Genomic DNA, 14423 nt, shown 5'->3' with positions numbered 1-14423 from the left:
GAACGAGGGGTGGAATGCACGCGGGAATAGGGCGGCCTTCATGCTGACCAGATCGAGCACGGAACTGGTGCGCCAGCGCAACAGCGTGCTGGTGCTTGCCGCGCTGAGGCGTCATGGCGCGCTGTCCCATACCGAAATAGCTGATTTCACGGGACTTTCCTCGGCCACCATTTCGGCGATTACCGCCGATCTCGAAAAGGGCGAGGTGATCGAGAAATCCGAGCAGCAGGCGGCGAGCGGAAGGGGGCGGCCGCGCGTGCAGTTTCGCCAGAGACGCGACAGCGGCTATCTGATCGTCGTCATCATTTCGTCGGATGGCGTGCAATATTCGCTGGTGGATTACGCGGGCACGCTGATCGACCGGTTCGGCGAGGACCGCTCGCATGATCCCGATGGCGCGGCTCGATTCGCGGATGCTGTTGGTGATGGGCTGGAGCGGCTGCTCGAGCGCTCGCGGCTATCGCGGGACAAGATCAAGCTGATCTCGATCAGCAGCAAGGGGCTGGTGAGCTCGGATGACGCCGTGCTCCTGTGGTCGCCGATCTTCGGCAGCGACCGGATCGATTTCGAGGCGGCGCTGAGGCCCGCATGGCAGGCGAAGATCATCCTCGACAACGAGACGCTGCTGGTTGCCGCAGCGCTTGGCGCACGCGAGGATGCGGGCAATCCCGAGGGCCTGCGGTCGCTGGCGGCGCTGTCGCTGGGGCACAGTATCGGGCTCGGGATCGTCCGCAATGCGGGGCCGGCCGAGCGGGAGATTTCGGCGCCCAATTTCGGGCACATGCTGCACGTGGCCAATGGCGGGCTTTGTCGCTGTGGGAGTAGGGGGTGCATCGAGGCTTATGCCGGGTTTTACGCGATCCTGCGCATGGCCTTCGAAGTGCCTGACGATACGATCCCGGCGAAGTTCGTGCCCGTCGGCGAGTTGGACAAGATCGCGGCGCGGGCGCGCCAGGGGCATCGGATGTCGGCCTTTGCCTTCCGGCAGGCGGGCCTTGCGCTCGGAAACGGGCTGTCGCGGCTGCTCAGCCTCACCGAGCGGATGCCGGTCGCGATCACCGGGCCCGGCACGCGCTATTACGATCTGCTGCGGCCGGGGATCGAGGAGGGGCTTGCCCAGTCGCACATGGTGCGCATGCAGGGCATGCCCGAGCTGCGCGTCGTGTTCGACGAGCCGCTCCTGGTGTTCGAAGGGCATCTCAACCGGGCGCTGTCGGTCATCGACGGTGATATCGTCCAGGGTGGGCTCGGCTAAGCCGCGGATGTCCTGCGCCGCGTGAGCGTCCTGCCGATCTTCTGTCCCTGCATCTCGATGAACCTGTGCCCGACCGCCGAAAGCGCATAAACGATCGGGATGGTGATGACGATGGAGAGCAGAAAGCGCTGGAAGTTGCTGATGTCGTGGCCATGCGCCCTGATGAGGTAGGCGATGACGGGCTGCATGACCAGCAGGTGGATCAGATAGGCTCCGAAGGAGAGTTCGCCGAGCTCGTGGCAGAACTTGTTGCCCATGAAATCGGAAATCCGGTTCAGGGGGTTTGCCAGCGGGCGGGGCAGATGCGCGTGGAAGATTAGCGCGAAGAAGGCCACGACAAGCCCGAGGCGCACGACCTCGCGCATGACGGTCATGCCGCCGCCGATCGGGATCGCCACGAAGGCCAGCGCCAGGAGGAAGTGAGTGAAGGCTCTTCCGCTTCGGGCATTGAGCGCGCCGGCGAGCAGCATGCCTGATGCGAAGACGTGCATTTTTAGCGGCAGGAAGGCCGGCATCGGGAAGTTGATGCCGACGAGGCGCAGCGCCATGGCGATCGCGACGCCGGCGATAACCACGCCGATGCTTCCGCGCAGCCATCCGAGCCGGTGGATGAAGAGCATCAGGAAGGGCAGGACGGCGTAGAACTGCATCTCAAGGCTGATGCTCCAGTCCGGCAGCGGCGTGCGGAAGGCATGCGCCGGCGACAGGCCGAAGAGGAAGCTCACATGCAGCAGCACATTCTCGAGGCTGCCGTCGAGATAGCGTTCGGGCAGCTGCGGGGTGACGCCAAGGAAGTGGTCGATCACCATGCGGCTGTCGAAGATGACCGGGCCGAGGGCGATGGCGATGGCCAGCATCACGTAATAGAGCGGGGCGATGCGGAAGAAGCGGCGGGTCCAGAAATTCGACCATGTCGAGATCTCCGACCACGGCTCCTTTTCCTGGCGCAGTTGATAGTGAAACACCATCAGGAAGCCCGAGAGCATGATGAAGAGATCGACGCCGAGATCGGGGTCGCCGATCAGCGGCAGATGCCATCCGGTGAGCAGCATTGCGTGTCCGATCAGCACCCATAAAGCGGCAATGCCACGCAAGCCGTCGAGGCTGCCAATTCGCCCGGAAGAGCCCGAAATACTCGCCATCTATTGGTCACCCAGTTCGTCGGAGGTGGCATGAATGGCCCGAGAATTGAAGGAAACCAATGGCTAATCAGAGACTATAGGCGCTGTAACAAACGTCGGACGTGTGGAAAATTTGCTAATATACAAAGGCAGGCAATGCACTTGCGAGCGCCGCGCGAGGGTGCGTTTTGTGATCGGACCGGGCGAATGTTACAGGCGGCGTCAGAGGACAGATGGTGCGATGGCGATCGCGCCGGAGGCAAAAACGAGAAATGGCCGGGTCGGGCCCCGGCCATCTCCTATGTGGCTTTCGGTCGGGAGAAAACCGTCAGCCGATCTTGATCAGCTTGCCTTCCTTGACGGACTGGACGGCCGCGTCGGCGAGCACCAGGGCGGCGAGGCCATCGGCGCCCGAGGGGGAGATCTTGGCGCCCTTTTCGATGGCGGCGATGAAGCTCGCGATCTCGTTGGCATAGGCTTCGGTGTAGCGGGTCATGAAGAAGTCGTGCAGCGGCGGGCGGGTATAGCCTTCGCCGTTGGCGACTTCGATCGAGACGGCGCGCTGGTTTTCGGCCGAGACCATGCCCTTGGACCCATGCACCTCGATGCGCTGGTCGTAGCCATAGGTGGCGCGGCGGGAGTTGGAGATGATCGCCTGCTTGCCCGACTTGGTCTGCAGGATGACGGAAACGCTGTCGTAATCGCCGGCCTCGCCAATCGCCTTGTCGACAAGCACGGCGGCGGTTGCGGTGACGGCGACCGGCTCTTCGCCGAGCAGGAAGCGGGCCATGTCGAAATCGTGGATCGTCATGTCGCGGAAGATGCCGCCGGAGCGCTTGATATAGTCGACGGGAGGGGCGCCGGGATCGCGCGAGGTGATCGTCACCATCTCGACGTCGCCGATGCGGCCGTCGTCGATGGCATGGCGCACGGCCATGAAGTGCGGGTCGAAGCGGCGGTTGAAGCCGACCATCAGCTTGCCCTTGGTCTCTTCCACGACCTTGATGCAGGCCTTGACGCGCTCGACGGAGAGATCGACGGGCTTCTCGCAGAAGATCGCCTTGCCTGCGCGGGCGAAGCGCTCGATCAGGTCGGCATGGGTGTCGGTCGGCGTGCAGATGACGACGGCGTCGATGTCGCTGGCGGCTTCGATCGCCTCGATGGTGCGGACTTCGCAGCCGTAAGCAGATGCGATGGCGTTGGCGGCCTCCGGAAAGGCGTCGGCGACGGCAACGAGCCTCGCATTGGCATCGGCGCTGACCGCCTTGGCGTGAACCTTGCCGATACGACCGGCGCCGAGAAGACCAAATCTCACTGTCATGACTTCCTCCCTTGAATTCGGCTTTCCCTTTCGCGGAATGGATGGGCCGAATTTATCTCCTTGTGGAATTTTCATTCCATTTTATCCGCGCGTCGTCAAGGCCGTGGGCCTTTCACATTTCAAGAAACCATCTTAAAGACACGTAACAGTTCATATGTGGGAATGAGATGCAGCTGATCGATCCAAACCATCCGGCCTACCGCGCGCTTTGGGTGCGCGTTCTCATCGTCGCGGTCTGCTTCGGCTGGACCGGGGTCGAGGCCTTGTGGGGAGATCCCTTCTGGGCGGTGCTGGCGGCCGGTGCCGGCGCTTATGCCGCCTACGTTCTGCTCTGGTCCTACAAGCCGGCGGAGCCTACCGAGGAAACAGCGGCTGTCGAGGACAAGACGGCCGAGCCTGCCGAAACGCAGGACGCTCCCAAGAACGACGCGTAATCAGCGTCTGGCGCTTCTCGTCTTGCGGCGGATCGCCTCGTCGATCAATTGATTGGCGATGGTCATGCGCTTGGTAGCGTTGTCGCGAAACAGCGGGTGGACGCGATCGGGATGATTGGCCTTCGCGAAGCCGCGTCGCTTGTCGCTGAGGCTCTGGACTGTGTCGTTCGTCGAGATCGCCAGTTCGGCGGCGATTTCAGGCATTGTTGTGCGGGCGAGGTGCTCCGGCATCACCGGTTCGGGCTCGATCTCGGGGAGTGGTTCGGCCACCGGCGCGGGTGAGGGCTCAGCCGGCGGCGCGGCGTCGGTCGCCTCTCGCGGTGTTTCGAATTCGAGATTCTCGAAATAGGCCTGGCCGGGTCGCGCCGATGGGGCGGAGACACCCTCCATCACGTCGAAGGCGAGGCCAGTCGTGAAGCCCGGCATGCGGTGCGAGACGGGAGCGGCCTCCTCTATAGACTCGCCATCCTCTTCCTTCAGGCGATCGAGGACCGACTGGAACAGCGATTGTCCGAATAGCATGGAGCCTCCCTTGCGCGAATGCGCATAGAACGCGACCAAGATGGCGTGGGGCTTGTGAGGCCCCATCCAGCATTCAGGTCCCGCCCTTACGGCTTTCGGCCAGCACCAGATCATAAAGCAGCCGTGCGCTCGGGGGCAGGGCGCGTTCCCTTGCGGTGATCAGACTGTAGGGCCGGACGTTGATCTCGAAATCGATCGGCAGCACGCGGACATCGGAGGCGCGCGAGCGCTGCGCCGCCAGGAAGTGGGCGACGTCGATGGCGATGGGAGCGATCGCGTCGGTCTGGCAGATGATCGCGCAGGTGAGCAGCAGCGACGAGGTGTTGACGATATTCTCTGGCACGGCAACGCCGCGCGACAGGAACATGTCCTCGATCGTGCGCCTGAGCAATGTGCCGGGGGGCTGGAAGACCCAGTCATAGTCCGTCAGGTCGGCCATGGTGGCCACACCCTTCTGCAGGAGCGGGTGGCCGCTGCGCACGATCAGGCAGGCGCGCTCGACGCCGATCTCCTGGACCTCGAAAAGCCGGGGGTTGAGATCATCCGGGATGCGGCTGATGACGAAGTCGTGGCGGGCTGCCAGAAGTTCGCGGGCGAGCACGTTGCTGGTCTCGACCTGAATGTTGACCTCGATGCCGGGAAGCGCCGTGCGGATCTGCTTGATGGCGGGTACGACGAGGCTCATGGCGGGCGCCGTCACCGCGCCGATGAAGACCGATCCGCCTTTGCCGGATCTGAGCTCGGCGATCTCACGGCTTGCCTCCCTGAGTTCCAACATGATCTTGCGCGCACGCCTTGCGAGTGCCTCGCCGAAGGTGGTCAGCACCACGCCACGGGCAACGCGCTCATAAAGCGGAGTCTTAACAATGGTCTCCATTTCCGACAGCATTCGCGACGCGGCGGGCTGTGAAATGTTAAGTGCTTCGGCAGCCGCCGAAATCTGGCCGCTATCTTCGATTGCGACGATCATGCGCAGGTGATTCAGCTTGAGTCCCGACCGCAGAAGGCCGTCATCCCCAAAAATCTCTGTCTGTATATCCACGTTCTCTAATGCCACATGCCCTGAATTGCTCGACATGGTTGCAGCCTCCCCACTGCTCTCCATCAAAAGTAATACTTTTTAACGATATACCAAATTTGTTATGCCTTTTGCCACTTATTCTATTTGACAGTTATAGGAATCCATACCAGTTTGCCGCCGTGTGCTGGTTGGCACTCAACACGTGTGAGAGCGTGGAGGAGACCTACTTCGTTTCTCGCTATTGAAGTATTATCCAATACGAAACCCGCCACAGTTCGGGGTGGGCGAGGAGTCGCCCGCGCATTTATTAACTTAGGGAGAGAGAGATGAAATCCATTATCTCATTGATGGCAGCTGCCGCGTTCGGCGTTGCTTCGTTCGTTATGCCGGCTGTTGCCGCTGACAAGGGTCTCGTCGGTATTGCCATGCCGACCAAGTCGTCCGCTCGCTGGATCGACGACGGCAACAACATCGTCAAGCAGCTCCAGGACGCCGGTTACACGACCGACCTGCAGTATGCTGACGACGACATTCCGAACCAGCTGTCTCAGATCGAGAACATGGTCACGAAGGGCGCGAAGGTTCTCGTCATCGCTTCGATCGACGGCACCACGCTGTCGGACGTGCTGCAGAAGGCTGCTGACGCCGGTATCAAGGTCATCGCTTACGACCGCCTGATCCGCGATTCGGCCAACGTCAGCTACTACGCAACCTTCGACAACTTCCAGGTCGGCGTTCTTCAGGCTGGCACGATCGTCGACAAGCTCGGCCTCAAGGACGGCAAGGGCCCGTTCAACATCGAGCTCTTCGGTGGTTCGCCTGACGACAACAACGCCTTCTTCTTCTACGATGGCGCAATGTCCGTCCTGCAGCCTTACATCGACTCGGGCAAGCTCGTCGTAAAGTCCGGCCAGACCGGCATGGACAAGGTCGGCACGCTGCGTTGGGACCCGGCAACGGCCCAGGCTCGCATGGACAACCTGCTGTCGGCTAACTACACCGACGCCAAGGTTGACGCCGTTCTGTCGCCTTACGATGGTCTGTCCATCGGCATCATCTCCTCGCTCAAGGGCGTAGGCTATGGTTCTGGCGATCAGCCGCTCCCGGTCGTTTCCGGCCAGGACTCGGAAGTTCCTTCCGTCAAGTCGATCATCGCAGGCGAGCAGTATTCCACGATCTTCAAGGATACTCGCGAACTGGCGAAGGTTACCGTTGCCATGGTTGATGCCGTCATGTCCGGCAAGGAGCCTGAAGTCAACGACACCAAGACCTACGACAACGGCGTAAAGGTCGTTCCGTCCTACCTGCTGAAGCCGGTTGCCGTCACCAAGGAGAACTACAAGACCGTTCTCGTCGACAGCGGCTACTACAAAGAAGACCAGCTGAAGTAATCTGACGAACGCCGGAATCCGCGCCTATGCGCGCGGGTTCCGGTTTCCGATTTTTAGAACGCCAGGCCGATCTTACGGCCACGGCGCTGGAATTTTGATCATGGAAAATACACTCCTCGAAATGCGGAACATCACCAAGACGTTCCCGGGCGTAAAAGCGCTCGAGAATGTGAACCTCAAGGTTCGCCAGGGTGAGATACACGCAGTTGTGGGGGAAAACGGGGCCGGCAAGTCGACCCTGATGAAGGTTCTTTCCGGTGTCTACCCCTCGGGCACCTATGATGGAGAGATCTTCTACGACGGCGACGTCCGCAATTTCAAAGTCCTGAAGGACTCCGAAGAAATCGGCATCGTCATCATTCACCAGGAACTGGCGCTCGTACCGCTGCTCTCGATCGGGGAAAACATCTTCCTCGGCAACGAGAATGCGAAGAGCGGCGTCATCAGCTGGGAAACCACCTTCAACCGCACCAAGCAGCTGCTCGCCAAGGTGGGCCTGCGCGAATCTCCGAACACGCTCGTGACCGACATCGGCGTCGGCAAGCAGCAGCTCGTCGAAATCGCCAAGGCCCTGTCCAAGAGCGTCAAGCTGCTCATTCTCGATGAACCGACCGCGTCGCTCAACGAAAGCGATTCCGATGCGCTGCTGAACCTCCTGATGGAGTTCCGCAAGCAGGGCATCACGTCGATCATCATCTCGCACAAGCTCAACGAGATCCGCAAGGTCGCCGACCAGATCACCGTTCTGCGCGACGGCATGACCGTCAAGACGATGGACTGTCACAAGGAAGAGATCAGCGAGGACACCATCATCAGAAACATGGTGGGCCGCGATCTCGAAGACCGCTATCCGCCGCGCTCGGTGCCGATCGGCGAAACCATCTTCGAAGTGAAGAACTGGAACGCGTTTCACCAGCAGCATCGCGACCGCCAGGTTCTGCACGACATCAACATCAATGTCCGCAAGGGCGAGGTGGTCGGCATCGCCGGCCTGATGGGCGCCGGCCGTACCGAGTTCGCGATGAGCGTGTTCGGCAAGGCGTACGGCCACAAGATCAGCGGCGAAGTCTATGTCGACGGCAAGCAGGTGGACACCAGCACCGTTCGCAAGGCGATCGATGCCGGTCTGGCCTACGTGACCGAAGACCGCAAGCATCTCGGTCTCGTGCTCGCCGACAACATCATGCACAACACGTCGCTCGCCAATCTGGCGGGGATTTCGAAGAGCACCGTCATCGACGGCATCAAGGAAAGCAAGGTCGCGACCGACTACCGGTCGAAGCTGCGCATCCGTTCGTCGGGCATCTACCAGGAGACGGTCAACCTTTCGGGCGGGAACCAGCAGAAGGTGGTTCTGTCCAAGTGGCTGTTCTCCGATCCCGACGTGCTGATCCTCGACGAGCCGACCCGCGGTATCGACGTGGGTGCAAAATACGAAATTTATACTATCATCAACCAGCTTGCTGCCGATGGAAAAGGCGTTCTGATGATCTCGTCGGAAATGCCGGAACTGCTTGGCAACTGCGACCGCATTTATGTGATGAACGAAGGTCGCATCGTCGCTGAATTGCCGAAGGGCGAAGCGAGCCAAGAAACCATCATGCGCGCCATCATGCGCTCTGGGGAGAAGAAACAATGACTCCTGTCAACCCGACCAGCCACGAGGAAAGCAACGTCGTTTCCGTCGTCGATTACATCCGCGGCAACATTCGTGAATACGGCATGCTCATCGCGCTCGTCGCGATCATGGTGTTCTTCCAGTTCTACACCGGCGGCATCCTGTTCAAGCCGGTCAACCTGACCAACCTCGTTCTCCAGAACTCGTTCATCGTCATCATGGCGCTCGGCATGCTGCTGGTCATCGTGGCCGGCCATATCGACCTTTCGGTCGGCTCCATCGTCGCCTTCGTCGGCGCGCTGGCGGCGATCTTCACAGTCTCCTGGGGCATGAACTTCTGGCTCGCGGCCTTGCTTTGTCTCGCGATCGGCGGCGTCATCGGCGCGGCGCAGGGCTATTTCATCGCCTATCATCGCATTCCGTCGTTCATCGTGACGCTGGCCGGCATGCTGGTGTTCCGCGGCCTGACGCTGACGGTTCTCGGCGGCAAGAACATCGGTCCGTTCCCGAAGGAATTCCAGGTCATCTCCACCGGCTTCCTGCCCGGCGACATGGTCGATATCTTCGGCACGCCGACGCAGATCACCTCGCTGGTGCTCAGCGTGATCCTGCCGGTCATCCTGTTCTACCTCGCCTGGCGCCGCCGCAAGGTGAACGAAAGCCACGGCATCGACGTCGAGCCGATGGGCTTCTTCGTCGCGCAGAACGTCATCATCTCGCTGGCGATCGTCGCACTCGGATACCTGCTGTCGACCTATCGCGGCCTGCCGAACGTTCTCATCGTCATGCTGGTGCTGATCGCGGCCTACAGCTTCGTCACCCGCCGCACGACGATCGGTCGCCGCATCTACGCCATGGGCGGCAATGAAAAGGCCACCAAGCTCTCCGGTATCAACACCGAGCGCCTCAGCTTCTTCACCTTCGTCAACATGGGCGTTCTCGCCGGTCTCGCCGGCATGATCGTGGCACTTCGCCTGAACTCGGCAACGCCGAAGGCCGGCGTCGGCTTCGAGCTCGACGTCATCGCGGCCTGCTTCATCGGCGGCGCTTCGGCATCCGGCGGCGTTGGCAAGATCACCGGCGCCGTCATCGGCGCGTTCATCATGGGCGTCATGAACAACGGCATGTCGATCGTCGGTCTCGGCATCGACTTCCAGCAGATGGTCAAGGGTCTCGTGCTGCTCGCGGCCGTCTTCTTCGACGTCTACAACAAGAACAAGGGCTAAGCGCTTCGGCGCTGCCCACCTATTCGCAGTGACTTGAATTCGCAGTGACATGAACTTGTAATCCGGCTCCCTCGGGAGCCGGAATGGCGGAGCACATTCCGCGCAATGGAAAAAAGGATGAAGACCGTGCTTATTTCGCAGATCAAGGGTTCGAACGGAGAGATCGTCGTCGCCGTGCGCGAGCCGGGCGGTACCGCGAAAGCCGTAAACAATGCCGGCAGCGTCTATGCGCTCGCCATGGAAGCCGCAAACGGTGGCAAGTCGCTCGCATCGGTGATCGAGGCGCATGGCCTGGGTGACACCGTCGATCTCGAAAAGGCTTATGCCGAAGGTCGCTTCCTGCCGCCGATGACGCATCCTGACGCCGCGCACCTGCATCTGACGGGCACGGGCCTCACGCATCTCGGCTCGGCCGCGACGCGCGACAGCATGCACAAGAAGACCTCCGAGGCCGCGGAAGAAACGCTGACGGACTCGATGAAGATGTTCAAGATGGGCCTCGAGAACGGCAAGCCGAAGGCTGGCGAAAAGGGCGTCCAGCCCGAGTGGTTCTACAAGGGCAACGGCTATGGTGCCGCCGCTCCTGGTGCCGCGCTCGTCTCCCCATCCTTCGCGCTCGACGGTGGCGAAGAGCCCGAGATGGCCGGCATCTACGTGATCGCTGAGGACGGCACGCCGTTCCGCATCGGTTTCGCGCTCTCCAACGAGTTTTCCGACCACGTCACCGAGCGCCAGAACTATCTCTACCTCGCGCACTCCAAGCTGCGCCCGGCAAGCTTCGGCCCCGAGATCCGCATCGGTGCGGCACCTGACGATATCCGCGGCACCTCGCGCATCAAGCGCGGCGATAAGGTGATCTTCGAAAAGCCCTTCCTGTCGGGCGAGGCGAACATGTCGCACACCTTCGCCAACCTCGAATACCACCACTTCAAGTACGGCCTGTTCCGCGTCCCCGGCGACGTTCACGTCCACATGTTCGGCACCGCGACGCTTTCGTTTGCCGAAGGCATCAAGACGGAAGAGGGCGACGTGTTCGAGATCGAGGTCGCCGAGTTCGGCCTGCCGCTGCGCAATCCGCTGAAGATCGACGCCGAAGAAGAGATCGTCGTCAAGCAGCTCTGATTTCTCAGCTCTGGTTTCTAGTGCCCGGCGCATTGGCTGTCGGGCCATTCTTTCATAAGCGGTAAAGGAGGCTTGCAGGGCCCATGACCATTTATCAGAACCTGATCGCCGGCGAATGGATCGGCGCGGACGCCACCAAGAATATCAACCCGTCGGATACGAACGAAGTCGTCGGCCTCTACGCCGATGGCTCGGCCGAGGACACCAAGAACGCGATTGCCGCGGCCAAGGCCGCATTCCCGGCCTGGTCGCGCTCCGGCATCTGGGAGCGCCACGTCATCCTGAAGAAGGCCGGCGACGAGATCATGGCCCGCAAGGACGAGCTCGGCGCGTTGCTTGCCCGCGAAGAGGGCAAGACGCTCCCCGAGGCGATCGGCGAGACCATCCGCGCCAGCCAGATCTTCGAATTCTTCGCAGGCGAAGTGCTGCGCCTTGCCGGCGAAACCATTCCGTCGGTTCGTCCGAACATCGGCGTCGAGATCACCCGTGACCCGCTCGGCGTCATCGGCATCATCACGCCCTGGAACTTCCCGATCGCCATTCCGGCCTGGAAGATTGCCCCGGCGCTCTGCTACGGCAACACAATCGTGTTCAAGCCGGCCGAGCTGGTTCCCGCCTGCTCCTGGGCGATCGTCGATATCCTCCACCGCGCCGGCCTGCCGAAGGGCGTCCTGAACCTCGTCATGGGCAAGGGCTCGGTCGTCGGCCAGGCCATGCTCGACAGCCCCGATGTTGCCGGCATCACCTTTACCGGCTCCACCGGCACGGGAAAACGCGTCGCCGCTGCTTCGCTCGAGCATAACCGCAAGTTCCAGCTGGAAATGGGCGGCAAGAACCCGATGGTCGTTCTCGACGACGCCGACCTCAACGTCGCCGTCGAAGCTGCCGCCAACTCCGGCTTCTTCTCGACCGGCCAGCGCTGCACGGCCTCCTCGCGCCTGATCGTCACGGAAGGTATTCACGACAAATTCGTGGCTGCGCTGACGGCCAAGCTCGAAACGCTTATCGTCGACAACGCCATGAAATCGGGCACGCATATCGGCCCCGTGGTCGACGAGAGGCAGCTGAAGACCGACACCGACTATATCGAGATCGGCAAAAAGGAAGGCGCGAAGCTTGCCTTCGGCGGCGAGCTTTTGAAGCGCGACACGCCCGGCTTCTATCTGCAGCCGACGCTGTTTACCGAAGCCACCAACCAGATGCGCATCTCCCGCGAAGAGATCTTCGGACCTGTCGTCTCGGTCATCCGCGTCAAGGATTACGAAGAGGCACTGGCGACCGCCAACGACACGCCGTTTGGTCTGTCCTCGGGCATCGCGACGACCAGCCTCAAGCATGCGACGCACTTCAAGCGCAACGCCGAGGCCGGCATGGTGATGGTCAACCTGCCGACGGCGGGTGTCGATTTCCACGTTCCGTTCGGCGGCCGCAAGGGCTCTTCCTACGGCCCGCGCGAGCAGGGCAAGTACGCCGCCGAATTCTACACATCGGTCAAGACCAGCTACACGCTGGCCTGACGTCAAAATAGCGATACGGGCCGTCGCGAGGACGGCTCGGCATCCCTCAAAAGGCAGAAGACAATGTTTAAAAAAGCGGAATGGCCGCGCAAGCTTCGATCGCAGGAATGGTACGGCGGCACCAGCCGTGACGTCATCTATCACCGCGGCTGGATGAAGAACCAGGGTTACCCGCACGACCTGTTCGACGGACGCCCTGTGATCGGCATTCTCAACACCTGGTCGGACATGACGCCGTGCAACGGCCATCTGCGCGAACTGGCGGAGAAGGTGAAGGCGGGCATCTGGGAAGCCGGCGGCTTCCCGATGGAAGTTCCTGTCTTCTCGGCTTCCGAAAACACCTTCCGCCCGACCGCGATGATGTACCGCAACCTCGCGGCGCTCTCGATCGAGGAAACCATTCGCGGCCAGCCGATGGACGGCTGCGTGCTGATGGTCGGCTGCGACAAGACCACGCCGTCGCTGCTGATGGCGGCGGCCTCCGTCGACCTGCCGTCGATCGTCGTCACCGGCGGCCCGATGCTGAACGGCTATTTCCGCGGCGAACGCGTCGGCTCCGGCACGCACCTCTGGAAGTTCTCCGAAATGGTGAAGGCCGGCGAGATGACGCAGGCCGAGTTCCTCGAAGCCGAGGCTTCGATGAGCCGTTCGTCCGGCACCTGCAACACCATGGGCACCGCGTCGACGATGGCATCGATGGCCGAAGCGCTCGGCATGGCGCTTTCGGGCAATGCCGCGATCCCGGGCGTTGATAGCCGCCGCAAGGTGATGGCGCAGCTCACCGGCCGCCGTATCGTGCAGATGGTCAAGGACGACCTGAAACCATCAGACATCATGACCAAGCAGGCCTTCGAAAACGCCATCCGCACCAATGCGGCGATCGGCGGTTCGACCAATGCCGTCATCCATCTGCTGGCCATGGCCGGCCGCGTCGGCATCGACCTGACGCTCGACGACTGGGACCGTTGCGGCCGCGACGTACCGACCATCGTCAACCTGATGCCATCGGGCAAGTACCTCATGGAAGAGTTCTTCTATGCCGGCGGCCTGCCTGTCGTCATCAAGCGTCTCGGTGAAGCAGGCCTGCTGCACAAGGATGCGCTGACCGTTTCGGGCGAGACGATGTGGGAAGAGGTCAAGGACGTCGTCAACTGGAACGAAGACGTCATCCTGCCGGCCGAAAAGGCGCTGACGCAGTCCGGCGGTATCGTCGTTCTGCGCGGCAACATGGCGCCGAAGGGCGCCGTTCTGAAGCCATCGGCTGCTTCGCCGCATCTGCTGACACATCGCGGCCGCGCCGTGGTGTTCGAGGACATCGACGACTACAAGGCCAAGATCAACGACGACAATCTCGACATCGACGAGACCTGCGTCATGGTCATGAAGAACTGTGGTCCGAAGGGCTACCCTGGCATGGCCGAAGTCGGCAACATGGGTCTTCCTCCCAAGGTCCTGAAGAAGGGCATCACCGATATGGTGCGCATCTCGGATGCCCGTATGTCCGGCACCGCCTATGGCACTGTCGTCCTGCACACTTCGCCGGAAGCTGCCGTCGGCGGTCCGCTCGCCGTCATCAAGAACGGCGACATGATCGAGCTCGACGTGCCGAACCGCCGTCTGCATGTCGATATCTCCGATGAAGAGATGGCGCGCCGCCTGGCCGAATGGAAGCCGCAGCACGAGCTGCCGACCTCGGGCTATGCGTTCCTGCACCAGCAGCACGTCGAAGGTGCCGACACCGGCGCCGACCTCGACTTCCTCAAGGGATGTCGCGGCAGCGCGGTTGGCAAGGACAGCCACTAAGCGGTCGTTTCGATCGGATGAATTGACGAGGAGGCGGGGCGAAAGCTCCGCCTTTTCCATGTCTGGGAAGCG

12 protein-coding genes are annotated in these 14423 nt (G+C 61.6%); 8 read left to right on the top strand and 4 right to left on the bottom strand.

Annotation, left to right across the window (positions count from 1 at the left end; translation table 11 throughout):
* Nucleotides 1–40 precede the first annotated feature (40 nt).
* Nucleotides 41–1255 (top strand): ROK family transcriptional regulator, encoded by a 1215-nt coding sequence (locus QTL96_RS06455; protein ID WP_289727108.1) that lies wholly within the window; start codon nt 41–43, stop codon nt 1253–1255.
* On the opposite strand, the gene QTL96_RS06450 is transcribed toward QTL96_RS06455, so the two are convergent.
* Together QTL96_RS06450 and iolG are read right to left on the bottom strand one after the other, a co-directional pair.
* The gene (locus tag QTL96_RS06450; RefSeq protein ID WP_289727107.1) at nt 1252–2397 is read right to left on the bottom strand and encodes an acyltransferase; all 1146 of its coding nucleotides are present in this window, start codon (nt 2395–2397) and stop codon (nt 1252–1254) included. The two genes, QTL96_RS06455 and QTL96_RS06450, sit on opposite strands and share 4 nt — an antisense overlap.
* A 307-nt stretch (nt 2398–2704) precedes the next feature.
* Entirely contained in the window at nt 2705–3697 is a 993-nt protein-coding gene (gene iolG, locus QTL96_RS06445; protein WP_113012081.1) for an inositol 2-dehydrogenase, read from the bottom strand.
* Nucleotides 3698–3864: 167 nt separating this feature from the next.
* Here iolG and QTL96_RS06440 point away from each other — a divergent pair, with 167 nt between their 5' ends.
* Complete coding sequence (locus QTL96_RS06440; protein ID WP_289727106.1) at nt 3865–4131, top strand: hypothetical protein; 267 nt, start codon at nt 3865–3867, stop codon at nt 4129–4131.
* On the opposite strand, the gene QTL96_RS06435 is transcribed toward QTL96_RS06440, so the two are convergent.
* Both QTL96_RS06435 and QTL96_RS06430 read right to left on the bottom strand, forming a co-directional pair.
* The gene (locus QTL96_RS06435) at nt 4132–4653 is read right to left on the bottom strand and encodes a hypothetical protein (RefSeq protein WP_289727105.1); all 522 of its coding nucleotides are present in this window, start codon (nt 4651–4653) and stop codon (nt 4132–4134) included.
* Nucleotides 4654–4726: 73 nt separating this feature from the next.
* On the bottom strand, nt 4727–5758 hold the full coding sequence (locus tag QTL96_RS06430; protein WP_112943870.1) for a LysR family transcriptional regulator: 1032 nt from the start codon (nt 5756–5758) through the stop codon (nt 4727–4729).
* Between the two features lie 242 nt (nt 5759–6000).
* Between QTL96_RS06430 and chvE the strand changes: the two genes are divergently transcribed.
* The 6 genes from chvE (at nt 6001) to araD (ending at nt 14351) form a co-directional block, all read left to right on the top strand.
* Nucleotides 6001–7065, top strand: coding sequence for a multiple monosaccharide ABC transporter substrate-binding protein (gene chvE, locus QTL96_RS06425; RefSeq protein WP_018897233.1), 1065 nt, complete (start codon nt 6001–6003; stop codon nt 7063–7065).
* Between the two features lie 100 nt (nt 7066–7165).
* Entirely contained in the window at nt 7166–8704 is a 1539-nt protein-coding gene (gene mmsA, locus QTL96_RS06420; protein ID WP_289727104.1) for a multiple monosaccharide ABC transporter ATP-binding protein, read from the top strand.
* Complete coding sequence (gene mmsB, locus QTL96_RS06415) at nt 8701–9909, top strand: multiple monosaccharide ABC transporter permease (protein ID WP_112943873.1); 1209 nt, start codon at nt 8701–8703, stop codon at nt 9907–9909. Before mmsA ends, mmsB begins: the two co-directional genes overlap by 4 nt.
* A 126-nt stretch (nt 9910–10035) precedes the next feature.
* Nucleotides 10036–11031 carry an AraD1 family protein gene (gene araD1, locus QTL96_RS06410; protein ID WP_289727188.1) on the top strand — a complete coding sequence of 332 codons (996 nt, stop codon included), beginning with the start codon at nt 10036–10038 and terminating at the stop codon, nt 11029–11031.
* An 83-nt stretch (nt 11032–11114) separates the two neighbouring features.
* A complete protein-coding gene (locus tag QTL96_RS06405) occupies nt 11115–12548 on the top strand; it encodes an aldehyde dehydrogenase family protein (RefSeq protein WP_289727103.1) in 1434 nt (477 codons plus the stop codon).
* A 63-nt stretch (nt 12549–12611) separates the two neighbouring features.
* Nucleotides 12612–14351, top strand: coding sequence for an L-arabinonate dehydratase (gene araD, locus QTL96_RS06400; RefSeq protein WP_018897238.1), 1740 nt, complete (start codon nt 12612–12614; stop codon nt 14349–14351).
* The last annotated feature ends 72 nt before the right edge of the window (nt 14352–14423 follow it).

The sequence above is a fragment of the Rhizobium sp. S163 genome (assembly GCF_030380805.1).
Classification (GTDB): domain Bacteria; phylum Pseudomonadota; class Alphaproteobacteria; order Rhizobiales; family Rhizobiaceae; genus Rhizobium.
This window is presented reverse-complemented; position numbering and strand designations above follow the sequence as displayed.